Source organism: Tessaracoccus defluvii, assembly GCF_014489575.1.
In the GTDB taxonomy this organism is placed as follows: domain Bacteria; phylum Actinomycetota; class Actinomycetes; order Propionibacteriales; family Propionibacteriaceae; genus Arachnia; species Arachnia defluvii.
Map to the genome: position 1 here is coordinate 1,088,693 of NZ_CP060789.1, position 24,471 is coordinate 1,113,163.

The 24,471-nt window shown below is 68.1% G+C and carries 30 protein-coding genes and 1 pseudogene; 20 read left to right on the plus strand and 11 right to left on the minus strand.

From position 1 onward, the window contains the following. Positions 1-437: 437 nt before the first annotated feature. Positions 438-704, minus strand: coding sequence for a Txe/YoeB family addiction module toxin (locus H9L22_RS05115; protein ID WP_182781594.1), 267 nt, complete (start codon positions 702-704; stop codon positions 438-440). Further along, a complete protein-coding gene (locus H9L22_RS05120; RefSeq protein WP_187721853.1) occupies positions 701-943 on the minus strand; it encodes a type II toxin-antitoxin system Phd/YefM family antitoxin in 243 nt (80 codons plus the stop codon). Before H9L22_RS05120 ends, H9L22_RS05115 begins: the two co-directional genes overlap by 4 nt. A 358-nt stretch (positions 944-1,301) precedes the next feature. Here H9L22_RS05120 and H9L22_RS05125 point away from each other — a divergent pair, with 358 nt between their 5' ends. After that, entirely contained in the window at positions 1,302-2,288 is a 987-nt protein-coding gene (locus tag H9L22_RS05125) for a hypothetical protein (RefSeq protein ID WP_187721854.1), read from the plus strand. A 1,506-nt stretch (positions 2,289-3,794) separates the two neighbouring features. Here the strand turns inward: H9L22_RS05125 and H9L22_RS05130 are convergent. From H9L22_RS05130 to H9L22_RS05160, 7 genes are all read right to left on the minus strand, one after another. Continuing rightward, positions 3,795-4,058 (minus strand): type II toxin-antitoxin system RelE family toxin, encoded by a 264-nt coding sequence (locus tag H9L22_RS05130; protein WP_187721855.1) that lies wholly within the window; start codon positions 4,056-4,058, stop codon positions 3,795-3,797. Beyond that, on the minus strand, positions 4,055-4,318 hold the full coding sequence (locus tag H9L22_RS05135; protein ID WP_226966143.1) for a type II toxin-antitoxin system Phd/YefM family antitoxin: 264 nt from the start codon (positions 4,316-4,318) through the stop codon (positions 4,055-4,057). Before H9L22_RS05135 ends, H9L22_RS05130 begins: the two co-directional genes overlap by 4 nt. Further along, complete coding sequence (locus tag H9L22_RS05140; protein ID WP_187721857.1) at positions 4,311-5,453, minus strand: site-specific integrase; 1,143 nt, start codon at positions 5,451-5,453, stop codon at positions 4,311-4,313. The genes H9L22_RS05135 and H9L22_RS05140 overlap by 8 nt, the downstream gene beginning before the upstream one ends. A 61-nt stretch (positions 5,454-5,514) precedes the next feature. Further along, entirely contained in the window at positions 5,515-5,847 is a 333-nt protein-coding gene (locus H9L22_RS05145; protein ID WP_187721858.1) for a hypothetical protein, read from the minus strand. A gap of 193 nt (positions 5,848-6,040) precedes the next feature. Continuing rightward, on the minus strand, positions 6,041-7,603 hold the full coding sequence (locus H9L22_RS05150; protein WP_187721859.1) for a xylulokinase: 1,563 nt from the start codon (positions 7,601-7,603) through the stop codon (positions 6,041-6,043). 41 nt (positions 7,604-7,644) lie between these two features. After that, on the minus strand, positions 7,645-8,472 hold the full coding sequence (locus H9L22_RS05155; protein WP_187721860.1) for an HAD-IIA family hydrolase: 828 nt from the start codon (positions 8,470-8,472) through the stop codon (positions 7,645-7,647). A 132-nt stretch (positions 8,473-8,604) separates the two neighbouring features. Beyond that, the gene (locus H9L22_RS05160; protein WP_425582492.1) at positions 8,605-9,024 is read right to left on the minus strand and encodes a hypothetical protein; all 420 of its coding nucleotides are present in this window, start codon (positions 9,022-9,024) and stop codon (positions 8,605-8,607) included. A gap of 270 nt (positions 9,025-9,294) precedes the next feature. Here H9L22_RS05160 and H9L22_RS20335 point away from each other — a divergent pair, with 270 nt between their 5' ends. The 7 genes and pseudogenes from H9L22_RS20335 to H9L22_RS05190 all read left to right on the plus strand — a co-directional run bounded on the left by H9L22_RS20335 (position 9,295) and on the right by H9L22_RS05190 (position 12,681). After that, positions 9,295-9,429 (plus strand): type II toxin-antitoxin system Phd/YefM family antitoxin, encoded by a 135-nt coding sequence (locus tag H9L22_RS20335; protein WP_344676235.1) that lies wholly within the window; start codon positions 9,295-9,297, stop codon positions 9,427-9,429. Then, positions 9,426-9,740, plus strand: coding sequence for a Txe/YoeB family addiction module toxin (locus H9L22_RS05165; protein WP_187721862.1), 315 nt, complete (start codon positions 9,426-9,428; stop codon positions 9,738-9,740). Before H9L22_RS20335 ends, H9L22_RS05165 begins: the two co-directional genes overlap by 4 nt. A 9-nt stretch (positions 9,741-9,749) precedes the next feature. After that, a complete protein-coding gene (locus tag H9L22_RS05170; protein ID WP_187721863.1) occupies positions 9,750-10,241 on the plus strand; it encodes a DUF456 domain-containing protein in 492 nt (163 codons plus the stop codon). A 22-nt stretch (positions 10,242-10,263) separates the two neighbouring features. Beyond that, positions 10,264-10,434, plus strand: a pseudogene (locus H9L22_RS20340) (maleylpyruvate isomerase N-terminal domain-containing protein); the annotation flags it as partial. A gap of 20 nt (positions 10,435-10,454) precedes the next feature. Then, the gene (locus H9L22_RS05180) at positions 10,455-11,051 is read left to right on the plus strand and encodes a maleylpyruvate isomerase N-terminal domain-containing protein (RefSeq protein ID WP_320060591.1); all 597 of its coding nucleotides are present in this window, start codon (positions 10,455-10,457) and stop codon (positions 11,049-11,051) included. 41 nt (positions 11,052-11,092) lie between these two features. Then, positions 11,093-11,743: a hypothetical protein gene (locus H9L22_RS05185; protein WP_187721866.1), complete on the plus strand. Its 651-nt coding sequence runs from the start codon at positions 11,093-11,095 to the stop codon at positions 11,741-11,743. Further along, positions 11,740-12,681, plus strand: a complete 942-nt coding sequence (locus tag H9L22_RS05190; protein ID WP_187721867.1) for a hypothetical protein — start codon at positions 11,740-11,742, stop codon at positions 12,679-12,681. Before H9L22_RS05185 ends, H9L22_RS05190 begins: the two co-directional genes overlap by 4 nt. Positions 12,682-12,690: 9 nt before the next feature. Here the strand turns inward: H9L22_RS05190 and H9L22_RS05195 are convergent, their stop codons facing one another. Further along, positions 12,691-13,680, minus strand: coding sequence for a peptide MFS transporter (locus tag H9L22_RS05195; protein ID WP_226966144.1), 990 nt, complete (start codon positions 13,678-13,680; stop codon positions 12,691-12,693). Next, positions 13,656-13,856 carry a hypothetical protein gene (locus tag H9L22_RS18575; protein WP_226966145.1) on the minus strand — a complete coding sequence of 67 codons (201 nt, stop codon included), beginning with the start codon at positions 13,854-13,856 and terminating at the stop codon, positions 13,656-13,658. The genes H9L22_RS05195 and H9L22_RS18575 overlap by 25 nt, the downstream gene beginning before the upstream one ends. Positions 13,857-14,036: 180 nt before the next feature. Between H9L22_RS18575 and H9L22_RS05200 the strand changes: the two genes are divergently transcribed. From H9L22_RS05200 to metK, 12 genes are all read left to right on the plus strand, one after another. Further along, positions 14,037-14,204 carry a response regulator transcription factor gene (locus H9L22_RS05200; protein ID WP_187721868.1) on the plus strand — a complete coding sequence of 56 codons (168 nt, stop codon included), beginning with the start codon at positions 14,037-14,039 and terminating at the stop codon, positions 14,202-14,204. 217 nt (positions 14,205-14,421) lie between these two features. After that, positions 14,422-14,988 (plus strand): elongation factor P, encoded by a 567-nt coding sequence (gene efp / locus H9L22_RS05205; RefSeq protein WP_187721869.1) that lies wholly within the window; start codon positions 14,422-14,424, stop codon positions 14,986-14,988. Further along, positions 14,988-15,416 carry a transcription antitermination factor NusB gene (nusB, locus tag H9L22_RS05210; protein ID WP_187721870.1) on the plus strand — a complete coding sequence of 143 codons (429 nt, stop codon included), beginning with the start codon at positions 14,988-14,990 and terminating at the stop codon, positions 15,414-15,416. Before efp ends, nusB begins: the two co-directional genes overlap by 1 nt. Before the next feature lie 15 nt (positions 15,417-15,431). After that, positions 15,432-16,559 carry a glutamine-hydrolyzing carbamoyl-phosphate synthase small subunit gene (gene carA / locus H9L22_RS05215; protein ID WP_187721871.1) on the plus strand — a complete coding sequence of 376 codons (1,128 nt, stop codon included), beginning with the start codon at positions 15,432-15,434 and terminating at the stop codon, positions 16,557-16,559. Further along, complete coding sequence (gene carB, locus H9L22_RS05220; RefSeq protein ID WP_187721872.1) at positions 16,559-19,864, plus strand: carbamoyl-phosphate synthase large subunit; 3,306 nt, start codon at positions 16,559-16,561, stop codon at positions 19,862-19,864. The genes carA and carB overlap by 1 nt, the downstream gene beginning before the upstream one ends. Next, on the plus strand, positions 19,861-20,916 hold the full coding sequence (locus H9L22_RS05225) for a quinone-dependent dihydroorotate dehydrogenase (protein ID WP_187721873.1): 1,056 nt from the start codon (positions 19,861-19,863) through the stop codon (positions 20,914-20,916). The genes carB and H9L22_RS05225 overlap by 4 nt, the downstream gene beginning before the upstream one ends. Continuing rightward, positions 20,913-21,494, plus strand: coding sequence for an orotidine-5'-phosphate decarboxylase (gene pyrF, locus H9L22_RS05230; protein ID WP_320060592.1), 582 nt, complete (start codon positions 20,913-20,915; stop codon positions 21,492-21,494). The genes H9L22_RS05225 and pyrF overlap by 4 nt, the downstream gene beginning before the upstream one ends. Further along, entirely contained in the window at positions 21,491-21,721 is a 231-nt protein-coding gene (locus tag H9L22_RS20040) for a hypothetical protein (RefSeq protein ID WP_320060593.1), read from the plus strand. Before pyrF ends, H9L22_RS20040 begins: the two co-directional genes overlap by 4 nt. A gap of 108 nt (positions 21,722-21,829) precedes the next feature. Next, complete coding sequence (gene mihF, locus H9L22_RS05235) at positions 21,830-22,141, plus strand: integration host factor, actinobacterial type (RefSeq protein WP_187721874.1); 312 nt, start codon at positions 21,830-21,832, stop codon at positions 22,139-22,141. A 25-nt stretch (positions 22,142-22,166) separates the two neighbouring features. Beyond that, positions 22,167-22,721 carry a guanylate kinase gene (gene gmk / locus H9L22_RS05240; RefSeq protein WP_187721875.1) on the plus strand — a complete coding sequence of 185 codons (555 nt, stop codon included), beginning with the start codon at positions 22,167-22,169 and terminating at the stop codon, positions 22,719-22,721. Positions 22,722-22,845: 124 nt separating this feature from the next. Further along, a complete protein-coding gene (rpoZ, locus tag H9L22_RS05245) occupies positions 22,846-23,190 on the plus strand; it encodes a DNA-directed RNA polymerase subunit omega (protein WP_226966146.1) in 345 nt (114 codons plus the stop codon). An 84-nt stretch (positions 23,191-23,274) separates the two neighbouring features. Further along, the gene (metK, locus tag H9L22_RS05250) at positions 23,275-24,462 is read left to right on the plus strand and encodes a methionine adenosyltransferase (RefSeq protein WP_187721876.1); all 1,188 of its coding nucleotides are present in this window, start codon (positions 23,275-23,277) and stop codon (positions 24,460-24,462) included. Positions 24,463-24,471 lie beyond the last annotated feature (9 nt).

Sequence of the window (24,471 nt, forward strand, 5' to 3'; positions counted from 1 at the left end):
GCGGGAGATGGCCATCCGGCGGCCACAGGTTCGGGTGGCGCAGGGTGTCGAACATGTGGCTCCACTGCGCCAGGGGATGCAGGACGCGTCCATTGGACGCCGCGATCTCCCGCCAGCGGCGTCCGTCCGGCAGGGGGTGCAGGACCCGCACATACGCCGCGAAGCCCGTCGGCACCATGGCACCCACCGGAACCCCAGCCGGTCCCCACGGCAGCAGCCGGGGCGCGAGCCAAGCCGACAGGGCGGCGTCCGTCGTGTGGCGAGGCAGGGCCATACCGCAAGGGTAAGGCCGTAGCGCCCCACTCCTGATGTGCGGGAACGGGGCCACCCGCTCGTTGCGGACAGCGTTCAACACGAAGGCATACCGCGCTGCGGCAAGCGGAGCCGACACACGACCCTCGCGCAACCCGCGGCACGTCCGGATGTTCGGTGAGTGGCTACTCGTAGTGGGTCCACATCCTCAGGATGTGGACAACGTGGCGATCAGGGAGCACCTCATAGACAAGTCGGTGCTGGATGTTGATGCGCCGTGAGTAGCAGCCAGCGAGGTCGCCGACCAACTTCTCGTACTTGGGTGGCGTGGTGAACGGGTCCTGGGCCAGAACCTCCAGCAGGTGCTGCGCCTTCGTCTTCAGCCCTGAGGAGGCCAGCTTCTGGGCGTCCTTCTGGGCTTGGCGTGAGTACACCAGAGTCCAGGGACTCACCAGTCAAGCTCGGTCGAGCCCGCGTCGACACCCTCCGCGCGGGAGCGCCGGATGGAATCGGCCAACCCCGGTACCGACTCAAGGAACAGCGTCTCCTGGATGGCGAGCCAGTCCTCCTCGCCGATGAGCACGGCGTTGCCACGCTGGCCGGTGATGGTCAGCGGCTCGGACTCCTCGTTGACCTGGTCGATCAACCGGTACAGGTTCGCGCGGGCAGACGTTGCGCTCACAGCAGTCATAGGTACAACCTCCACCAAGCAGCGTACGTTATGACGTACGTTACTGCAAGTATGGACGGAAGAGTCGAGGTCACGCGGCAGGGGCACCGATGCGATTCGGTCTGGCCATACACCTGCCAGACCGGACTCGACCGTCCCAGGAGCGGCATGTCCGGATGTTCGGAACCGCTTCGCGGAGGCGTCACCGTCGCGCTGGTGCCTGAGCCTGTGACCGCTTTCACTTCATTGCCCGTTCCCGAGGTCGTGGTCACCCAGCGAGGATGATCACGGCTCGCCGATGGGTGTAGATAGGCGAATGCTGCGCGATGAGGAGTGGGGCTGCTCAGCGCTTTCGCCGCAGGAGCGACATACTGCGGGCATGGCACCACTCCTCGCGGCCGATCTGCGGGCCACTCGGCTCCACACGGTAGCCATCCGTCTAGCGTGGGTGGTATCACTGGCTGTCCTGTTGGTTGCGGAGGTGGCTGCGGGCGATGTGGTTCCTGTTGTGCCCTGGGTTGGACGCCTGTGGCTCGCGGCGGTGCTGCTTCTGACCTCCATTTGGGCTCTGCCACGCTGGACCCTCGCCTGTGCGTCGGTGCTGGGATGGTTGCTTCCCTACGGCGGGGCCTCGTGGCTGTGGGGGTGGCGAGCGTGGGCCATCGCCTCCGCGCTGGCGCTCGCCTGGCTCGTCGTCCCTCGTCGCACCCAGTCGACGGTCAGCCGGGGGCGCCCCGCGGGCGAGCGACCGTTCGAGCGTTCCTACGCCAACATCGGTGCCGTGACCGGCGGGGTCGCGCTCGCCGCGACGGCGGTGGCCGTCGCGGTCTTGTCCATCATCGAGGTGGTCTGGGGGACGCCTGAGTCGATGCTGCTGGGCCTCATCGCCTTCGTGCTGCTTCTGGGGCTCAGCGCCTGGCCGAGGGCACAGCACCGACACGCTGCGCGGTTGCGACTGATGGCCGAAGGCGGCCCCGCCCGGGAGGCGCTGCTCACCGAGGTGGACGGTGACCATTTCGTCGGGGCCGTCGATGACGACCGAGCGCGGCTGCGAATTGTGGCCCTGGATGGCGTCGTAGACCGGGAAGACGCAGGGATCATTCAGCTCGCCCACGACGATGACGGCGCACTGATCAATCTCGACGACCTTGATGACGAGGATGCAGCCAAAGTGCGCCGGGCGATGGCCGACCTGCGACGTTGGACTGCGCTGTGCGAAGCCGTGCACGGCCCGGCGCTAGAGGTCGGCGAACGGGTGGTGCTGATCGGTGAGCCACGTGACGGCGCAACGGTCGCAATTATGCGCCAAGACGGCGCCACATGGCTCGGCGAACTCCGCGAGACCATGAAGAAGACCCGGAATTGATCGGCACACGCCCTTGCTTCACGGGTGGAGAAGCGCCCGCTCGGGCCTGACCTCTGCAGGCGAGTGGCGGACCGGATCATCGCCGAGACTTCAGCCGCGCCTCGCGGCAGAAGCGGGCGTTGTGCATCGTGTGGGGTGAACTGCGTGCGGTTTCGCGAGTGACATTCATCTTCGCCGGGTGGCTCCCAGGCTGCGCTCTGCTCCCTGGCATACTGCCTGAGTGTGGGTAATGGCACGGGGCCTGTGATGGCGAGCCGGCGGCGAGGTTCGCCGAGAAACGTCTTGCTTGGCGAGCCGGGGCAGCCGCGACCTGTGAGGTTTGGGGCGTGGTTGAGGCTGTTTCTCCTCGGCCGCGGGCGAGCCCTGCTCAGTTGGCCAGTCAGCTGCCTCCTCGTCGGCGTGGTCCTGTTGATCCCGTGGGGCCTGGCCGAACGGCAGGCGTATGTGACCGCCGCTGAGCTTGCCCAGGTCGGACACACCTCCTCAGCCGTCGCGTGCGAGGCGAGGTATGGGAGGGGCGCTGAGTTGGCCGTCCGCGTCACCGTGCCTGAAGCTCCAGAGCTCGTCACGCTGATCTACCCGACCATTGGACCCGTACTTGGCCTGGCCCCCATCCCGTGGGCAATGTGCGGCGACCCGTACACGACTCCCTTCGACGTCGTTGTTCTCACGCGCCCAGATGGGCAGGTGATCGCCATGGCAGCCCGAGACCTCCCTGATTCGCAGTCACTGATGATGTGGCCCTGGACCGTGGGCATCGGGATCGCACTCATGTCCGCGGCGCCGGTGTGGGCCGTCTGGGCATGGCACCTTCTCCGACGGCCAAAACCATAGCGACGCACGTCGCCAGTGTCAGGCAACCGTTGTCGCGACACCCCTATAGAGACTGTGCCACCTCACAGGTAGGGCTCCAGTAATGGGAAAACCCCCCAAACACCGACGTAGGCGACGCCCGTCCAACCGGTGAGGAAATAGAGATTGCCGTAATGGAGCCATCCCCTTTCTTCATCACGCCTAGGCAGCTGCGTGAGAAGACCCGGCCGGAAGCCAGAGCCTATCAGTGCTCCAAAGTAGACATAGGAACCGACTTGGCCGGCGACATCGATCGGCACGCCCGAGCGGATAGCCCGATGAGCGACCCCAGCGCACAGAATCCCCACGTTGCAATGGGAATCGCAGAATCATCGACATCCCTATCGATCCAAGAGAACAGGACGACGAGCGAGAACAGAACAGCAAAGCCGACCCACGGGGCGTGAGTCAGTACGTAGTCGAGTGCCTCCACTGATTCACCGTCGCTTCGTTCGGACCAGGTATAAACGGCTCTGGCGTAGCTCGCAAGAACTGCACTCACGCTCCGCACCAACGGACCCAAGGTAGTACACCCCTGGCAGCGCCCAACCACCTGACCCAGCTGCTCCGGGCGGCTAGCCAAGAGTGGTCCGGGAGGAATCTGAGTTGGCTCAGACTCGGTGTGACGGGACAAGACCTCCTGCTGAAGCCCAGCTACCGGCGTTCGTAGATGTCGCGGCGGTGGCCGACGGCAACGACAAGGACGAGCAACACGCTGTCGTGAATCTCGTAGACGATCCGGTAGTCACCGGTCCGGACACGCCACTCGCCGTCGCCTCCAACCAGCTTCTTGGCCCCGCTCGGGCGCGGTTTGCTGGCAAGCAGTTCGATCGCCGCCTGGACCCGCCGCTGGGCGGCCCGGTCCAGCTTGCGTAGCTGTCGAACCGCAGCGGGCGCGACCTCTATCCGGTAGCTCATGCCAGGCCGAGGTCGGCCTTGACCTGCTCCCAGGGGATCGCCGACTCACCATCGGCGATCTCGGCACGGGCCGCGCGGACAGCCTCGAGGTCGGCCAGGTCTTCCGCGGCCGCGATCAGCCGATCCAGATCATCGGCGTCGATGACCGCGGCCACCCGCTGCCCCCGGCGAGTCAGGTACACCGGGTCGTGCCCAACCCGGGCCGCGTCCACGACATCGGCGAGGCGGGCTCGGGCGTCACTCACAGTCATCTCAGTCATGCCACCCATGGTAGCCGCTGGAACAGCCGAAACGTACAACTAAGCACCTCCGGGCTTCACCGAGCGAACGCGCGACTCTCGGCAGATGAGAGTGAAGCGGGGGAGTGGCCAGGGGGCCTCCGGCCGGACCCGGCGACGATTCGAGGCCAAGCCTGCCAACCTCTTCAGAGGGGAGTTGGGTGGCGGCGTTTTCTTCCCAGGCGTCTTCGATGCGGGTGTAGATGCCGATGGAGGCGAGGTCCTTGTGGCGGGTCTGACGGGCGATCTGCAGGGAGGTGGCGCCGCGTTTAGCGGCGTAGGTGACGAAACCCGCCCTCAGGGAGTGCGCCGAGAAGCCGGTGGCGTCGAGACCGGCCCGGGTGACTGCCTGGGTGATCAGGCGGGATAGTCCGTCGGGGGTGAGGCCACGGCTGCTGACGCGGTTGCCTTTGGAGACGGGCCGGAACACCAGGCTTTCGGTGATGCCGGCGACGGTGAGCCAGTGGCGTAGTGCGGTGACGGGGCAGTAGTCCTGGCGGGCACCCCAGGGGAGGACCACGAGCTCAAGGTCTCCGGTCTGGTTGGTTTTGGAGTGGGTGAGCTCGATCACCAGGCCGCGATCGTGGGGTTTGATCTGATCGACCTCGAGGGCGGCGAGTTCGGAGGCGCGCAGCGCGGACACGAACCCGACCAGCAGGAGTACCCGGTCCCGGATCCCGCTGAGCGAGGGTTCATCGTCGCGGGTCTTCCATTTCGTCATCGTCGGGCAGGCATCAACGACGTCGAGGAGGAGTGGGGGCATGAGGGGGCGGGCCTGGTCCGGGGGAGCCCCGAGCTGTCGGCGGATCCCTTCCCACACGGCGATCACGCGTGCGGTTTGGGTGGGGTCGGGATGGTTACGGACCTTGTGGGCGAACCGGATCGTCGACAGACGCCGGCTGATCGTGCCGACCTTCGCCCCGGCGGTGGCCAGCGCCGAGATGTAGCGGGAGATCGCGATGTCGGTGGCGGGCAGCGCCGTGTGGTGGTTGTCGCGGCACCAGGTGACGAACTCGGTCCAGTCGGAGCGGTACCCGCGCAACGTCGACGAAGCCCTCGACGCTGAGGCGAACGCAGCCTCGGCCGCATCCAACGACAGGTCCTCCGGCAGCAACATCCCCGCCTGATGATCAACGGCGAGCAGGCCACCAGCCGTTTCCAGTGGACCTGTGTGCCCCTCAGACATGGGATTCGTCGAGTAGCTCGAGTTGTTCGGCGAGCCAGGTGCGGGCGGCGGCCTCGGCAGCGGGTTTGGCGGCTGTGAGGGTGGGCTGGACGCCGCGGGCGATGCGGGTCACCTGGTCGGTGCTGCCGGTGCGGTAGACGGTGAGCGTCCAGGTCCACCGGCCGGCGGTGCCGCGCTGGGCCATCAGCTGCAGATCGTGGCGCTCAGAGATCGGCAGGTTCACACCCCACGCCGACTTCACGCCGGAGCGGGCGTGGCTCCATTCGTACGGGGGCAGCGGCACGTCGTCGCGGGTGACGAGGTGGTGTCGGCGTCGGGTGGCCATGCCTGGATCCTACCGATTATTACATCGGATTCTCTGGATAATCCGATGTAATAACCGCAGCCCAGGACACGCCCCGAAACCCCACCACTGCACGGGACTCACACAGAGACCGCCGGCTGGCAGGCGCAGTCTGCTGAGGGGTCGTGTGTGTCGGGACCTTCTGGGCTTACCGTCGGGACGATGGACTGCACTGCTACCCGAGAGGGCTGGGGTCGATCTGCGAGTACTTGGCCGCGTAGTCGTGGAGCCTCGGGAACAAATCCTTGAGGCCGGCGTACAACCCTCCCTGGATGTCGCCGATCTCGAGGTACCGCTCGTGGGCGGCTGCGTTCGGTTCGGAGACGTCGCCCGGCCTTGCCATCTCGAGGGCGCAGCGGGCGATATCCGGAACGTCACCGTGTGCCCCTGTGACTGACATTGCCATCATGGCGGCTCCGAGAGCAGAGATCTCGGCTTCCTCGCAGGCGACCAGCGGGATGCCGATTGTGTCGGTCATGATCTGCCGCCACAGTGTCGAACGTTGCCTACCGCCCATGACTCGCACCTCGCTGATGGCAGTCCCCGCGTCTTGCGCCATGCTGCGAAGGTTTCGGGCGGTCTCCAGGCTCAAGCCTTCGAGGATAGCCCGATAGATGTGGCCCCTGCCTTGCCCACCGGTGAGGCCGACAACTGCCCCACGCGCGAACGGGTCCCAGTGCGGGCTCTGTACGGCGTTCCAGTACGGCAACACGATCAGGCCAGCCGCGCCGATGCCAGCCGCGGCCGCCTGCAGGTCGAGGTCGGGATCGGGCTTGCCACCCAACGCCGGGTCGCCAAGGTTCTCGCGGAACCAGCCCGCAAGGTATGCCCCGGAGTTCTGGACCGCCTCCAGGACGTACTTGCCCGGGAGGCCCGCAACGTCCGTGCGATACACGGAGCCGCATTGATAGGACGGCGAGTGTACGCCCATCACGATCGCCGTGCCCATGTTCAGATAGGCCTCTTTCGGTTGCACCACACCTGCACCCAGGGCGGCTGCTTGTCCGTCGCCGCAGCCTGCCACGAGGGGAATCGTGCCGGGCAAGCCCCAACTCTGTGCGACGTCGGCTCGAACCTCAGCCATGACATCACCGGCTCCGACGAGTCTGGCCATCTGGCTCCGCGAGACTCCCGCGATCTCCAGCAAGGCATCTGCGAAGTCAAGACGCTCCATGTCGAACAGGCCCAGGCTATCCGCGGTCGCCGTCGAATCGAGCCACTCACCGGTGAGGCGGAATGTGACATAGCTGTGTACCCCGACGACCTTGTCCGCCGCAGCTAGGACTTCCGGCTCATGCTCCTTGAGCCACGCCATCTTGTATAGGGAGGGTGTGACGTCCGGCGGCATACCCGAGAGTCGGTGGACGGCTTCAGTGCCGTAGCGAGCGACCTGTTCGGCAGCCCGGCTGTCTAGCCACAGGGGTCCGCGGCGGATCGGCTCACCATCAGAACGGAAAAGTCCGAACGACTGCCGCTGCGGTGTCACGCACATCGCGGCAATCCGCGATCGGTCGACGCCGTCCAGCTCTGCCAAGGCTGCGCGGACTGCGTCGTCGGTGGAGCGCCACCAGTCGCGCGGGTCATGCTCGTAGAAGCCGTCCGCCGGGGTGTGCAATGGAATGTCGCTGCGCCCCGTCGCGAGCACCCGGCCGACAGGGTCGACGACGACAGCCTTCGTCGCTGTGGTGGAGGTGTCGACAGCCACAACCAGTGGCCCGTCAGATCGGGTGACCTTCATGGCTCTCCTTCAGTGAGATCCTGGGTAGTCACGGAGTCGCGTCATCGCTCCGGAAGCAGTTCGGACAGCCGCTCGAGGACGTACGTGGGCCGCATCGACTCGGGGAGTCGGGCCACCTCGTCGCGCACTGAGTCGCCGGTCAACACCAGCGCGGTGTCCATGCCCGCGGTGACGCCCATGGCGATATCGGTCGCTAGCCGGTCTCCGACCATGACCGCATTGGACGGCTCGGCCGAGACCGTCTCTAGGACGATCTGGGCCATCAGTTCGGACGGTTTACCGAAGGTCCGTTCACACACGGCGCCCGTGCTGGCTTCGATCGCCGCGACGATGCTGGCGGCGTCGGGCTGCCCCCGTCCGCCGGGGAAGGGGCAGTAGCGATCGGGATTCGTGGACATCAGCACGGCGCGCCGGTGGAACCACAAGGCGTCGAAGGCGATCTGGAGCTTGCGATACTCGAACGTCCGGTCGTAGCTGGCCAGGACGATGTCGATCCGCGCCGGATCGTCGCTGATTTGGATGCCGGCCTCTTCCAGCGCCCGAAGCAACGGCTCCTCGCCGATGGGGTAGACCACGGCGTCCGAACGATTGGCACGCAGCCACATCGTGGTGGACACCAAGGTGTTGACCACCTCGCCACGCTCTACCGGAACGCCGAGTCGGCCGAGCTTGTCCAGGTATTCGATGACGCTTCGGGTCGGGTTGTTCGACAGGTAGCGCACCGGGATTCCGCGCTCGTGGAGCCGCCGAATGGTGTCCGCCACAGTGGGCAGCAGTTGGTCACCGAGGTAGATCGTGCCGTCCAGATCGAAGACGTACGCTCCGTACCAGCGTCGTGGCAGTCGACGATTGGCTGCGTTCGTGATCATTCGTGCGTTCCGCTCACGAGTTCGGCGCCGGCTGGCGCGACCAGAACCCGTCTGGCTCGAACAGCTTGTCGACGACTTGTTCGAGCACGCCGAGTTCAGCAAGCACATCGAGGATGGTGTACCGCGAGCGGATCAGCTGGGCCTGTAAGTACGTCCGGCGTAGACGCGCCAGATCGATCCCGATCTGCGTTGGATGGTGCGGGGCTCCGGCCGCGCGGAGTCGGGCGGTCGCCTCCTCTGGGGAGACCAGCTGTGCGCACAGCGGCTGCGGATCTCGGGCCACCGGCTCTGGATGGTCAGCAACCGCTGTCGCAACGCGTCGCCGGTCACCATCTTGGCCAGCGACTGTTCCACTGCCGCGTTCACGAGTCGTGGAATCAGGAGAGACCTGCACTTGGCCTCGATCTCGGCAGCGCCGGGAGCCTCCGCGACGAGTTGGTCGACGTCGACACTGGCCGGGTCGAACTCCAGCGCATCCGCCCACAGCGCGCAGGAGGCCACAGTACCGATTCCCACCTTGAAGCCGTGGGAGAGGGGTGGCTCGGAATCCATCCCATGACCTTCCATCTCCCACACATGTGAGAACAAGTGGCCCGCGCCGGAGGCGGGCCGTGACGAGCGCATCGCCTGCATCGCCAGGCCGGAGAGCAGACTCGCTTCCGCCAGGGAGGCCACCGCTCCGAGCTCCCCTCCGGCCACCGAGGCCGGGTCGGCTAGCGCCGGCTAGTGCGGCTCTTCGGACGTGAGCGTGGGGTCAGAGGCGTCGGCTGGCGCCGATCGTGGCGGGGCTGAGGGCGCTGCCGGTTTGGTGACGCGGTGCTGATGTCGCGGGCAGACTACGACGCTCTCGAGGGGACCGCCCACCTCTTGCGCGTCCCGGCCAATGCGCAGCACCTCCTTGAGAGCCTGGCCCAGGCCCGTTCGGGCGAGCGCGTCGAGCGTGACCTTGTGCGATGAGACTCGTCTTCACTGTCAACGGCTGGGACGACTACACCTATTGGCTGGCTGCCGATGGCCAGACTCTCAAGCGCATCAACCGCCTGATTGATGATGCCCTGCGCGGCCCGGCCTCAGGGATCGGTAAGCCTGAGCCGTTGCGGCACATGCTCGCGGGTGCCTGGTCACGCAGGATTACTGAGGAGCACAGGCTTGTCTACCTGGTCGACGGCGACGACCTCGTGATCCTGCAGGCGCGCTTCCACTACAGTCATGCCAACGAGAACAGGTGCTCTCCAGAGTTGATGGGAGCCCCTGGAGCAGCCCCGTAGGCTGGGGCGATGACACCCGAGATCATCGCCGCCGTCGCGGCCGCAGTCCTGGCCCTCGTCGGGCTGGCGGGCATCGTGTTTCCCGTGCTGCCCGGCAGCATCACGGTCGGCGCCGGCGCGCTGGTGTGGGCGATCTGGGGCGGCTCCGGCTGGGGCTGGATTGCCTTCGGGGTCATCGCCGTGCTGCTGATGATCGGTGCCGCCAGCAGTTGGCTGCTCACCGGCCGGTCGCTGCAGAAGCACGAGGTGCCCAAGTGGCCGATCACCGTCGGGCTCCTGCTGGGGGTGGTGGGCATGTTCGTGCTGCCGGGCTTCGGCCTGCCCATCGGGTTCGCCGTCGGCCTACTCCTGGCCGAGTGGTACCGCATGAGGGACCTCCGCAAGGCGCTGTCCACCAGCCTGCAGACCCTCAAGGCGCTCGGGCTCGGGATCCTGGTCGAGCTTGGCTGCGCGATGCTGGCCGTGGCCGTACTCGCCGTGACCATCGCCACGGCGTGGTGAGGGCGCCCCTAGAGTGATGCCCATGAGCTACGAACCGGTCGACGTCATCCGACGCGAGGCCGCCCGCTTCGCCCACGTTCTCCGCGACGTGCCGGACGCGGCGGTCGTACCCAGCTGCCCCGGCTGGACCGCAGCCGATCTCCTCTGGCACCTGACCGAGGTGCACCTCTTCTGGGGCGCTGTGGTTGGCTCGGGGCCACGACCGACGAGCAGGTGGAGGCCATCGAGCACGCCAAGCCGGTGCGGCCCGCCGACCGGACGGCCGCGCTGGCCCTGCGTTCCCGCGCCACGGAGGGGCTGCTGTCGGCGCTGCGCTCGACGTTCCCGGACGCGCCGGCGTGGAGTTGGTTCGAAGCTGACCAGACCGTCGGGTTCACACTGCGGATGCAAACGCACGAGGCGACGATCCACCGGGTCGACGCCGAGCTGACCGCGGGCCTGCCCGTGTCTCCCATCGCCGACGACATCGCCGTCGCAGGGCTCGACCACGTCATCGACGTGATGTGGGCCTGGGTGCCGGGCGGGGTGGAGGCCATCCCTGTCGGTGTGGTCGAGTTCCGGCCCGCCGGCGCTGAGCCGCGCCTGGTCGAGCTGTACCGGTGGACGGGCGACGCCTGGGGCGAGCGTTACGTCAACCAGATCGCCGCAAGGCGAGCCGACGCCGATGCAAGGCCGGCCCGCGCCGTCGTGGCGGGGGAGCCAGGCCAGCTCGACCTGCTGGTGTGGGGCCGGCCCGCGGACGTCGATCGCTCGGGTGATGTGGAGCTGCTGGCCGACTTCGCCGAGCTCATCGCCTTCGGTCTGCCCTGACACGTCACCCCTCCCAGGGGTGTGTGCCCTAGTGTGGGGCCGTGTCCGAGCTGTTCGACGTGCTCTTCGGGGCGATGGGGCTGAGGGCCTCCCTGTTCCAGCGCCTCGCCGACGATCCGGCCGCCCTGCTGTGGCCCGCAGTCGGCGTCGCGCTCCTTGCCGCAGCATCGACGATGCTCGGCCACATCGCGATCCTGCTGCTGAACCACATCCGTGGCTGGCGGCTACTGACCAGCCTTGCCCTCAGTGCACTCGCCCTTGCGCTGCTCAACGTGGTCCAGGCCGCGATCACCTGGGCGATGGCATGGCTGATCCTCGGAAGGTTCCCCCTGCTGTCGCTGCTGGTCGTCGGCCTCATCTCCACGGCGCCGCTCGTGCTCAACGTCACCACCGCCCTGCCGCACCTCGGACTCCCGCTCGGTCGGATCTGGGAGGGATGGAGCTTCATGGTCCTCATCGTCGGCGCCTCCTGGGCCTTCTCTGTGCCCATCGCCTGGGCGTTGGGATTCACGATCGCGGGCTGGCTCGTCATACAGCTGCTGTCGCGCCTCCTGCAGAAGCCGCTGAACTGGGCCGCGTCGCGCTTCTGGACACTGGCCACCGGCCGCCCCACCATGATCCGCGGCCGCGACATCCTCGCCGGCACGCCGATCATCCCCGTCTCGCAGCCGGCCGCGGAGGTGTCGCGATGATCCTGTGGATCCTCGGCATCGCCACCCTCGTCGCCTTCCTGTTCGTGATCCTGTCACCCCTGGAGTCGTTGACCTGGTGGGCCGACAAGGGGGAGGCGGAGGTTCGCGACGGCTTCGAGATCCTGCCCGCGCCGACACCGTCAGAGCTGGAGCCCGAGTCATACCTGGTCTACCTGTCCGGCGTCGGGGTCCTCGGCGGAGACGCGCTGTCGCGTCGCGAACTGGGCTGGCTCGACTCGGTCACCGAGGCGATGCCGGAGACGACGGTCATCGCCGACGTCTTCCCCTACGCCGTCGACAACCGCGGCCTGCTGCAGCGGGCGACAGTGTGGCTGTGGGGGCGCCTGGACCGGATGCGTCGCCGCACCAAGATCAACCCGCTGCCCATGCTCATCAACCTCCGCAACATCAGCAAGGTCCTCGTCTCGGCCGACCCCCGCTACGGACCGACGCAGAGCATCGGGCTGGCGCAGGAGATCTGGCGCTCCCTGCAGCGCCACGGGTACCGCCCTGGCAGCGGGTTGCCCGTCACCCTCGTCGGGTTCTCCGGCGGGGCGCAGATGGCGCTGGGCTCCGGTTGGTTCCTCGCCGGACTCGGCATCCCCGTCTCCCTGATCAGCATCGGCGGCATCTACGGTGACGACCCGGGCCTCGACCGCATGGAGCACGTCTGGAACCTCGGCGGCAGCCGTGACCGGCTGCGCCACCTCGGCACCGTCGTCTTCCCGGGCCGCTGGGTCACCGCACCGCTGTCGACGTGGGGACGGGCCCGACGCGAGGGGCGTGTCAGCAGCGCCGTGATCGGCCCGATGCGCCACGACGGCGCCCGGGCGTACTTCGGTCGGAGCGTCACCGTCGGAGACGGTCGCAGCTACGCCGATGTCACCCGCGACGCCGTCGTGGAGATCGTGCGTGAGGGGCGGTTGCCCGCCGCCTGATGGCTCAGGTCAGCGGACCCCCGCCATCTTCTTCACGATCCACTTGTTCAGCAGAACCATGACCACGGCCACGAGGATGGAGCCGCCGCCGACGGCAAGCGAGTAGGCCACCTCGGTCTCCTCCGTGTACCAACGCTTGAGCACGCCGGCCATCGCGGAGCCCACGGCCACCGACAGGAAGAACAGCGCGATCATCTGCGTCTTGAACGCCTCCGGAGCCAGCTTGGTCGCCAGCGACTGCCCGACGGGGGACAGGAACAGCTCGGCCAGCGTGAACAGGAACAGGATCAGCACGATCCACATGAGGGGAGTGGAGTTGGCGCCGCCGCCCGCGTACGGGATGAACAACAGGAACGCCACGCCCATGATGAACGTGCCGGCCGCGAACTTGAGCGGCGTCGAGGGCTGCCGGTCCCCGAGCTTGGTCCACATCGCGGCGAACACACCCGCGAAGATGACGATGAAGATCGGGTTGATCGAGTTGACCCACGCGGGGCTGATCTCGAAGCCGAACACGTCGCGGTTCAGGCGCTGGTCCGCGTAGACCACGATGATGGTGAACTGCTGCTGGAACAGCGACCAGAACGTGGCGCTGGCGATGAACATCGGGATGAACGACACCACACGCGAGCGTTTGGCCTCGGTGATCTTCTTCGACGACAGGATGACGGCGAACAGTGCCACGGTCGCGACGAGCGTCACCATGACCACGATTCCGGCCAGGCGCTCGGCCTGCAGCCAGCCCATGAGTCCTGCGATGACGATGGCTGCGACGCCGACTCCCGCGAACAGCAGGTAGCGGGGAGCCTCGGCCTTCCGCAGGGGGTTGGAGGCCCGGTTACCGATGTCGCCGATGGTGCCGCGGCGCAGCAGCAGGTACTGCGCCAGGCCGAGCGCCATGCCGAGGGCGGCGGCGGCGAAGCCCCAGTGGAAGCCCTTCCAGCCCCACAGGGCGCCGGTTACGAGCGGCCCGATCAGGCCGCCGAGGTTGACGCCCATGAGAGGTAGTAGGCGAGGATCGCCTGCATGCCGTAGAAGCTGAAACGCTCCCACATCTCGACCCCGGCCAGGTTCCAGAGACCCGGCGGGTGCCCGAACCAGCCTCGCTTCAGGGCGACGGCCGGCAACGCGGCGGATGTATCGGCGCCATGGGGCGCCTCGGCGGAAAATGACATGGAAGGGACACCGTTCAGACGATTGCTTCGATGAAAAACCTACACCCGTGTCCCAGAGACGGAAACGGGGTCGCCGACCGGGCCCGGCAATTCGCGTGCTAAGGCCGCCCGGCCCACCTGGGCGCCCGGGGGCCGAGGGCCGCGCGGGCGCCGGCGCCGCCCATGCGGCATCCTTGCCCCATGCGCGTGTTCCTTGCAGAAGACCAGTTCCTGTTGCGGCAGGGTCTCGAGAACCTGCTCCGCACCGGCGGCGTCGAGGTCGTCGGTAGCCGGCCGGATGCGGAGGGTCTTGCCGGCCTGGTCAGGTGGTGCCTGCACCACCGTCGAACCGGGTGCCCGCGCTCCTGACCGCCAGGGCGCCGCAGCCATAGCGTCAGGACCCATGACAGAGGCAACGGATACGGCGATCGCTCTCGTTCTCGGGCTCGCCGTCGCCTGCGCGACCTACCGGATCTGGCCACGCGATGGTCACGCCATCCGGACGCCTTGGGCGATCGGGGGACCGTGCGGTAGAGTGCAACGCTGGCCGCTGTGTGCCGCAAGTCTGCGACGAGGAGTTCTCAAGATGGCGTCAACCAATGATCTGAAGAACGGAATGGTTCTGGATCTCGATGGTCAGCTCTGGCAGGTCCTCTGGTTCCAGCACCACAAGCCGGGCAAGGGCAACACCGTCGTGCGTTCGAAGCTGAAGCACGTTCTGACCGGCAAGATCATCGACAAGACCTTCAACTCCGACACCAAGGTCGACACCGCGACCGTCGACCGTCGCGAGATGCAGTACCTCTACATGGACGGCGACGACTACGTCTTCATGGACAACACCACGTTCGACCAGTTCATGATCTCCGAGGACATCGTCGGAGATGCCAAGGACTTCATGCTGGAGAACCAGAACGCGATCGTCGCCACCCATGAGGGCAACCCGCTGTTCATCGAACTCCCGGCATCGGTCGAGCTCGAGGTCACCTACACCGAACCCGGCCTCCAGGGCGACCGCTCGACCGGCGGCACCAAGCCCGCCACGCTGCAGACCGGCAAGGAGATCCAGGTCCCGCTGTTCATCACCACCGGTGAGCTGATCAAGGTCGACACCCGCGAGGGTGGCTCCTACCTGGGTCGCGTCAGCAACTGATGGCAGAGGCCGGACCCCACTACTCCGCGCAGACGAAGGCCCGCAAGGCCGCCCTGGACATCCTGTTCATGGCGGACCAGCGGGGAGCCTCGATCAGCGAGACGTTCACCGAACAGCGCTCGCTGGCTGGGGGCGTGGTCCGCGAACTCACCAGTGCGATCGTGCTGGGCGTCGCGGAGCACCAGCTGGAGATCGACCAGCGCATCGAGGAATCCACCAACTCGGCATGGCCGCTCGACCGGATGCCTTCGGTCGACCGCTGCCTGGCCCGACTGGCCGTCTTCGAACTCGACTACACAGACACGCCGCCCGCGGCTGTCATCTCCGAGGCCGTCCGGCTCGCGGGCGACCTCAGCACGGACGACTCCCCGTCGTTCCTCAACGGCCTTCTCTCGAAGGCACTCGCAGTAAAGCCCACCACGGACTAGTCGAAAGAGGTACGCATGAGTTCCCTTCCTGCATTGTTGGTTCTGGAGGATGGGCGCGTATTTCGTGGCCAGTCCTTCGGTGCCCTGGGCGAGACGTTCGGTGAGCTCGTCTTCTCGACCGGCATGTCCGGCTACCAGGAGACCCTGACCGACCCCAGCTACCACCGGCAGGTCGTGCTCGCCACGGCCCCGCACATCGGTAACACCGGCTGGAACGACGAGGACGGCGAGTCGTCCAAGATCTGGGTCGCCGGCTACATCGTGCGCGACCCCTCCCCACGCCCGTCGAACTGGCGCAGCAGCCACAGCCTCGACACGGAGCTCGAGAAGCAGGGCATCGTCGGCATCAGCGACATCGACACGCGTGCGCTGACCCGTCACATCCGCGACGCCGGCGCCATGCGCGTCGGCATCTCCACCACCGAGACGAATGCCGACGCGCTGCTCGAGCGGGTTCGCAACCAGCCGCAGATGGCGGGCGCGGACCTCAGCGCGGACGTGACGACCCGCGAGCCGTACGTCGTGCCTGCGGTGGGGGAGAAGAAGTTCACGGTCGCGGCCATCGACCTCGGCATCAAGGCGATGACCCCCGCGCAGCTCGCCGCCCGCGGCTTCGAGGTCCACGTTCTGCCCGCCACCGCGTCGCTCGCCGACATCCGCGCCCTCGGCGCAGACGGCGTCTTCTTCAGCAACGGCCCCGGCGACCCGTCCACCGCGACCGGCCCGATCGCCCTGCTGCGAGCCGTCCTCGACGCCGGCCTGCCCTACTTCGGCATCTGCTTCGGCAACCAGCTCTTCGGCCGGGCGCTCGGCCTGGGAACCTACAAGCTGAAGTTCGGCCACCGTGGCATCAACCAGCCCGTGATCGACCGGACCACAGGCAAGGTGGAGGTGACGGCGCACAACCACGGCTTCGCCGTCGACGCGCCGCTCGACCGGGCCACCGACACGCCCTACGGCGAGGTCACCGTCAGCCACGTCTGCCTGAACGACGACGTCGTGGAGGGGCTCGAGCTCCGCCGCGACGGCCGCCTCGTCGGCTTCTCGGTCCAGTACCACCCCGAGGCCGCCGCAGGCCCGCACGACGCCAACTACCTCTTCGATCGTTTCGTCGACGTCGTGTCGGCCGGAAAGGACGCCTGATGCCCCGCCGCACAGACATCTCGTCGATCCTCGTCATCGGCTCCGGGCCGATCGTCATCGGACAGGCCTGCGAGTTCGACTACTCGGGTACCCAGGCGTGCCGGGTGCTGCGTGAGGAGGGCTTCCGGGTCATCCTCGTGAACTCGAACCCGGCCACGATCATGACCGACCCGGACTTCGCGGACGCCACCTACGTCGAGCCGATCACGCCCGAGTTCGTCGAGCGGGTCATCGCCAAGGAACGGCCGGACGCTGTCCTGGCCACCCTCGGCGGTCAGACCGCGCTGAACACCGCCGTCGCGCTCCACGAGAAGGGCGTGCTGGCCGCCTACGGTGTCGAGCTGATCGGCGCCTCGATCGAGGCGATCCAGCGCGGCGAGGACCGCGAGCAGTTCAAGGAGATCTGTCTCTCCCTGACCGACATCCCGGGTGGCGCCCCCGAGGTCGCAAAGTCCCAGATCTGTCACACCATCGACGAGGTCGTCGTGGCCGCCGAGACGCTCGGGTACCCCGTCGTCGTCCGCCCGTCGTTCACGATGGGTGGCGTCGGCTCCGGCTTCGCCCACAACGAGGCCGAGCTGCGCAACATCGCCGGCGCAGGCCTGTCCGCCTCCCCGGTCACCGAGGTCCTCATCGAGGAGTCCATCCTCGGCTGGAAGGAATACGAGCTGGAGGTGATGCGCGACAAGGCTGACAACGTCGTCATCATCTGCTCCATCGAGAACTTCGACCCCATGGGCGTCCACACGGGCGACTCCGTCACGGTCGCCCCGGCCATGACGCTGACCGACCGCGAATACCAGCGGATGCGCGACGTCGGCATCGGTGTGATCCGCGCCGTCGGCGTCGACACCGGCGGCTGCAACATCCAGTTCGCGATCAATCCGGTCGACGGCCGCATGATCGTCATTGAGATGAACCCCCGCGTGTCGCGCTCCTCGGCGCTCGCCTCGAAGGCGACCGGCTTCCCGATCGCCAAGATCGCCGCCAAGGTCGCCGTCGGCTACACGCTGGACGAGATCCCCAACGACATCACGAAGGAGACGCCGGCCAGCTTCGAGCCGAGCCTCGACTACGTGATCGTCAAGATCCCCCGGTTCGCTTTCGAGAAGTTCCCCGCCGCCGACCCCGGCCTGACCACGCACATGAAGTCCGTCGGCGAGGCCATGGGCATCGGCCGCAACTTCACCGAGGCGCTCGGCAAGGCGCTGCGTTCGCTCGAGGATCCGAAGGCACCGTTCGAGTTCAACACCGAACTGCCTCCGCTCGACGAGATCCTCGACCTGGCAGGGAAGCCCCGCGACGGCCGCATGCAGCACGTGATGCGGGCGCTGCGCGCCGGGGCCACGGTCGAACAGGTCTACGACGCCACGCAGATCGACCCCTGGTTCCTCGACCAGCTGGTGCTCATCCTCGACGTGGCGCGCGAGGTGCGCGATGCCCCCGAGCTGACGCCCCCGCTGCTGCGCCGCGCCAAGCGCCACGGCCTGTCCGACGCGCAGATCGCGGCCCTGCGGAACCTGACCACCGACGTCGTCCGCGGTGTCCGGTGGGCGCTCGGCATCCGTCCGGTCTACAAGTCGGTCGACACCTGCGCCGGCGAGTTCGAGGCCTCCACCCCGTACCTGTACTCCTCGTACGACGAGGAGACCGAGGTGCCGACCCGAACCAAGGAGGCCGTGCTCATCCTGGGCTCCGGCCCGAACCGCATCGGTCAGGGCATCGAGTTCGACTACTCCTGCGTCCACGCCACCATGGCCCTGCGTGAGGCCGGCTACGAGACCGTGATGGTCAACTGCAACCCGGAGACGGTCTCCACCGACTACGACACCTCTGACCGGCTCTACTTCGAGCCGCTCACGGCCGAGGACGTCCTCGAGATCTACCACGCAGAGCTGCAGGCTGGCCCCGTCGCCGGCGTCATCTGCCAGCTGGGTGGGCAGACGCCGCTGAAGCTCGCGCAGACGCTGAAGGACGCGGGCGTGCCCATCGTCGGCACCTCGCCGGAGGCCATCAACCTGGCGGAGGAACGGGGCGCGTTCGGCCGGGTCCTGGCCCGCGCAGGCCTGGCCGCACCCAAGCACGGCATGGCGGCCTCGGCCGACGAGGCCACGGCCATCGCCAGGGAGATCGGCTACCCGGTCCTCGTGCGGCCCAGCTACGTGCTGGGGGGCCGAGGCATGCAGATCGTCTACAACGACGAGGCCCTCGAGACCTACATCGAGAACGCCACAGAGGTCAGCCCGGACCAGCCCGTCCTGGTCGACCGGTTCCTGGACGACGCCGTCGAGATCGACGTCGACGCCCTCTACGACGGGACCGAGCTCTACGTCGGCGGCATCATGGAACACATCGAGGAGGCCGGCATCCACTCCGGCGACTCGGCGTGTTCGCTGCCTCCGATCACGCTCGGCGACGCCGTCATCGAACAGATCCGTCGCGACACCCTGGCCATCGCCGACGGCGTCGGCGTCAGGGGACTCCTGAACATCCAGTTCGCCCTGCACGCCGACACCCTCTACGTGTTGGAGGCCAACCCGCGGGCGTCGCGGACCGTCCCGTTCGTGTCGAAGGCCACGAACACGTCGCTGGCGAAGGCCGCGGCGCTCGTCATGCTCGGCAGCACCATCGCCGAGCTGCGGGCCTCCGGCATGCTGCGCGCCGAGGGCGACGGCTCCACTCCCCGCGAGGGCGCCCCTGTCGCCGTCAAGGAAGCGGTCATGCCGTTCAACCGGTTCCGCACCACTGCCGGCGCCTTCGTCGACACCCTGCTCGGCCCCGAGATGCGCTCGACGGGCGAGGTCATGGGGCTGAGCGACGACTTCGGCACCGCCTACGCCAAGTCGCAGGCCGCCGGAGGCGGTCCGCTGCCGACGTCGGGAACGGTGTTCGTCTCCATCGCGAACCGCGACAAGCGGCACGCGTTGTGGCCGATCAAGCGACTCGTCGATCTGGGCTTCCGGGTGCTCGCCACGCGGGGCACGGCCTCGGTGCTGCGCCGCAACGGCGTTCCGGCAGAGGAGATCGCCAAGCTGTCCGAGCGGGGCGAGGGCACAGGGCCGAGCATCGTGGAGCTCATCACCTCGGGGCAGATCGACCTGATCTTCAACACCCCGGAGGGCACCGGCGACTCGGGCGCCGCCACCCGCGAGGACGGCTACCACATCAGGACGGCGGCCGTGCTGGCTGACGTCCCGCTCGTGACGACGGTGCCGGGTCTCGGCGCGGCCACCCAGGGCATCGAGGCGCTGCAACGAGGCGAGATCGAGGTCCGTTCGCTGCAGGACTGGGCGGCGGCACAGTGACCAGCCTGCGGACACGCGGCCTGCGCGCGGGCTACCGCCTCGCGCGGGCCGGGCTGTTCCGCTACGCCGGCGGCGATGCCGAGAAGGTCCATGAGCTGACGCTGAAGGCGCTGGCCAGGGTCCCCGGCGGGGCCCGACCGCAGGTCAGCGACCCGGTGACGGTGGCGGGCATCCGCTTCCCGAACCGGGTGGGACTGGCCGCGGGCCTCGACAAGGACGGCCGCGCCGCCCAGGCGTGGGCCCGCTTCGGCTTCGGATTCGCCGAGGTCGGCACCGTCACAGCTCGGCAGCAACCCGGCAACCCGAAGCCGCGGGTCTTCCGCGCGATCGCGTCGCGCGGCATCGTCAACCGGATGGGCTTCAACAACGCCGGGGCCGCTGCCCTGGCCGACACCCTGCGGGCAAAGGGTGTCGCCCGCGGCAACGGGGCCCTCGGCATCCCCGTCGGCGTGTCGATCGGCAAGACGAAGGTCACGGCCCTGGAGGCGGCGGTCGACGACTACCTGACGTCGCTGCGGGAGCTGGCGCCGCTGGCCGACTACATCGCCGTCAACGTGTCCAGCCCCAACACCCCCGGCCTGCGCAGCCTCCAGGTCGCCGACGAGCTCGCCCGGCTGCTGACCGCGCTGACGGAGGAGGCCGAGCGCCTCACCCCGGGCCGCCCGGTGCCGGTGTTCGTGAAGCTGGCGCCGGACCTGGTGGAGGCAGACCTGGCCGACACGCTCGACGTCATCGGGTCGTCCGCCGCAGCTGGCATCATCGCGACGAACACCACGCTGGACCGCGATCATCTCGCCCCGCCCGACCAGTGGCTGCGCGACGAGGCCGGCGGACTCAGCGGCGCCCCGCTGACTGCGAAGGCGCTGCGGTTCGTGGAGACCATCGCCCGCCGGACCGACCTGCCCGTCATGGGTGTCGGAGGCATCATGTCTCCCGCTGACGGGCTGCGGATGTTCGACGCGGGCGCCAGCCTGCTGCAGCTCTACACCGGCTTCATCTTCGAGGGCCCCGCCCTCGTCCACGGCATCCGGGAGATGGGGGAGACCCGATGACCTACGCGACCCGCTTGACGCAGGCGACGGCCGACCGGGGCCGCCTGTGCGTCGGCATCGATCCGATGCCCTCCGTGCTGGATGCGTGGGGCCTCTCCCGCGACGTCGCCGGGCTCGAGGCGTGCGCCCGCGGCATCGTGGAGGCCCTCGGCGACCGGGTCGCCGTGTTCAAGCCCCAGTCCGCGTTCTTCGAGGCCTACGGCTCCGCCGGGGTCGCTGTGTTGGAGCGCCTCCTCCGCGACATCCGCGCGGCCGGGGCCCTCAGCCTGCTCGACGTCAAGCGTGGCGACATCGGCTCCTCGATGGCCGGCTACGCGGCGGCGCACCTCGGCGAGGGCGCCCCGCTGTGGGCCGACGCCATCACCGTCAGCCCCTATCTGGGCGTGGGGGCCCTGCGGCCCGCCATCGACGCCGCAGTGGCCGGGGACAGGGGCTCTACGTGCTGGCCCGGACCTCCAACCCGGAGGGGGCAACGGTCCAGCTGGCCCGTGCCGAGGGCGACCGCAGCGTCGCGCAGGCTGTCGCCGACGCCGTCGCCGAGCTCAACCCGGCGGCCGACTTCGCCGTCGGTCTGGTGACCGGGGGAACCCACGAGAGCCTCGGCGTGGACCTGTCCGGGTTCAACGCGTCGCTGCTTGTGCCGGGCATCGGGGCGCAGGGCGGGACGGTCGAGTCGCTCCCCGCGATCTTCGGGGCCGCCACGCGCCACGTGCTGCCGACGGCCAGCCGCGAGGTCATCGGCCACGGCGCCGGCGAACTCGTGGAGCGGTTCGAAAGGCTCGTCCTCGCGACCGCTGCCTTGTGAGCGCGACACGATTCCACAACTTTCCCGAATTTGCGACGACAGCGCGCTATGTTGCTTCACACACCCGAACCAGGTGAATCCAGCCAGCATGGTGGGAGGGGACTACCCATGGCGATTCCGCAGTTGAGCGCGGCTCAGTTGGAGGCGGCCCGCGAGGCCGCGACGCAGGCGCGTCGCGCGCGGGCCGAACTCAAGGAACAGGTCAAGGAGGGGGCCGTGAGCTTCTCCGAGGCTCTCGATCGTGCCGTCGCCGACGACACGCTCTCCCGGATCAAGGTCGTCGACCTGCTGCGGTCCATGCCCCGTGTGGGCGTGACACGCGCCGGCGAGATCATGGAGAACCTGCAGATCGCGCCGAACCGGCGCATCCGCGGGCTCGGCCGGCATCAGGTCGAACGACTACAGGATTTGTTCAAGTAGCGGCCCTCTGGCCTAGGCTCGGACCGTGAGCGCCTCGCATGTGTGGGTCATCTCCGGTCCGAGCGCAGTCGGTAAAGGTACCGTCTGCGCCCGACTCCAGGAGCTGCACCCGGAACCGTACTACTCGATCTCCATGACCACGCGCCCGCCGCGGACCGGTGAGGTCGACGGCGAGAGCTACCACTTCGTCGATGTCGAGCGGTTCCGCGCCCTCATTGAGGCAGGGGACCTGCTGGAGTGGGCCGTCGTGCACGGCACCAACTACTACGGCACCCCGCGCCGTCCGGTCGAGGAGGCGCTGGCGAGCGGCCGGCAGGTGGTCCTGGAGATCGACCTGCAGGGCGCCCGCCAGGTCAAGTCCAACCTCCCGGAGGCTCGACTGGTGTTCCTCACCCCTCCCAGCTGGGACGAACTCGTGACCCGCCTCAAGGGCCGCGGCACCGAGGACACCGCGGCGCAGGAGCGGCGGCTGGAGACGGCGAAGCTGGAGCTGGCCGCGATCGCCGAGGCCGACCACGTGATAGAGAACGCCGTCGTCGACGCCACCGTCGCCGAACTCGCCCGCCTGCTCGATCTCTGACCGGCCGTCGACCATGCCCTGACGAGCCCTTTCATGCCCGGCCCACCGTGGGCGAGTTGCGGCACGGCGGGCGGGGACGTAATGTGGTTTCGATTGTGGTCACCCCACTCGTGAAGGATCCCCCTTGAACACTCATCCCGAAGGCATCATCAACCCGCCGATCGACGGGCTGCTCGAGAACATCGACTCGAAGTACCGCCTCGTGCTGTTCGCCGCCAAGCGCGCGCGTCAGATCAATGCCTACTACTCCCAGCTCGGCGAGGGTCTCCTCGAGAACGTCGGCCCCATGGTGGCCGCCGCTCCGGAGGAGAAGCCCCTCTCGATCGCGCTGCGCGAGATGAGCGAGGGCCTCCTGCAGTACACGGAGGTCGACCCGGCCGCCGAGGAGGCCGCCAAGAGCGCCGCCGCCGACACCGCCTTCTCGTTCGTCGATCCGTTCGCCGATCAGGGCACCGTCACCGAGTCCTGACCGGACCCACCCCGGGGGGCGGCTTGTCGCCGCACCAGACCCCCTTCCACCATTGCGGCTTGTCGCCGCGCTAGGAGTGCTCACATGAGCCGTCTGTTCACGTCGGAGTCGGTGACCGAGGGTCACCCCGACAAGATTGCCGATTCGATCTCCGACGCCGTCCTCGACGGACTGTTGGAGCAGGATCCGACCGCACGCGTCGCCGTCGAGACCCTGATCACGACGGGCCAGGTCGTCGTCGCCGGAGAGGTGTCGACCACCGGCTACGTCGACGTCGCGAGCCTCGCGAGACAGCGGATCCTCGAGATCGGGTACGACTCGTCCCGCAAGGGCTTCGACGGCGCCTCCTGCGGCGTCTCCGTCGCGATCGGCGCCCAGTCACCCGACATCGCCCAGGGCGTCAACCACGCCTACGAGCAGCGGGTCGACGCCGACGAGGACGCCGTCAGCGCCCAGGGCGCCGGCGACCAGGGCCTCATGTTCGGGTTTGCCTGCGACGAGACGCCGGCGCTGATGCCGCTCCCGATCGACCTCGCCCACCGGCTGGCCGAGCGGCTGACGGAGGTCCGCAAGTCGGGTCTGCTCGAGTACCTGCGCCCCGACGGCAAGACCCAGGTGACGGTCGCCTACGGCGACGACGGCAGCGTGGAGGGCATCGACACCGTCGTGGTCTCCTCACAGCACTCCGAGGACACCTACCTCGACCAGATCACCACGGACGTGACGCGGCACGTGGTCGCCCCCGTGCTGGAGCGCTACGGCTTCGCCGAGCCCCGCCGGGTGCTGGTCAACCCCACAGGCAAGTTCGTCATCGGCGGCCCCATGGGCGACGCCGGCCTGACCGGACGCAAGATCATCGTCGACACCTACGGCGGCATGGCCCGCCACGGCGGCGGCGCCTTCTCCGGCAAGGATCCGTCCAAGGTCGACCGGTCCGCCGCGTACGCCACCCGGTGGGTCGCGAAGAACGTGGTGGCCGCGGGCCTGGCGCGTCGCTGCGAAGTGCAGGTCGCCTACGCCATCGGAGCGGCCCATCCCGTCGGGTTCTACCTCGACACGTTCGGCACCGCCGCGGTCCCCGAGGACCAGATCCGCGACGCGGTCCTCGCCACGTTCGACCTGCGGCCCGGTGCGATCATCCGCGACCTCGATCTCCTGCGCCCCATCTACAGCGACGTCACGGTGTACGGCCACTTCGGTCGCGAGCTCCCCAACGCGACCTGGGAGCGGACCGACCGCGCCGACGCCCTGGCGGCCGCCGTCAAGGGCTGAGCGTGGGGG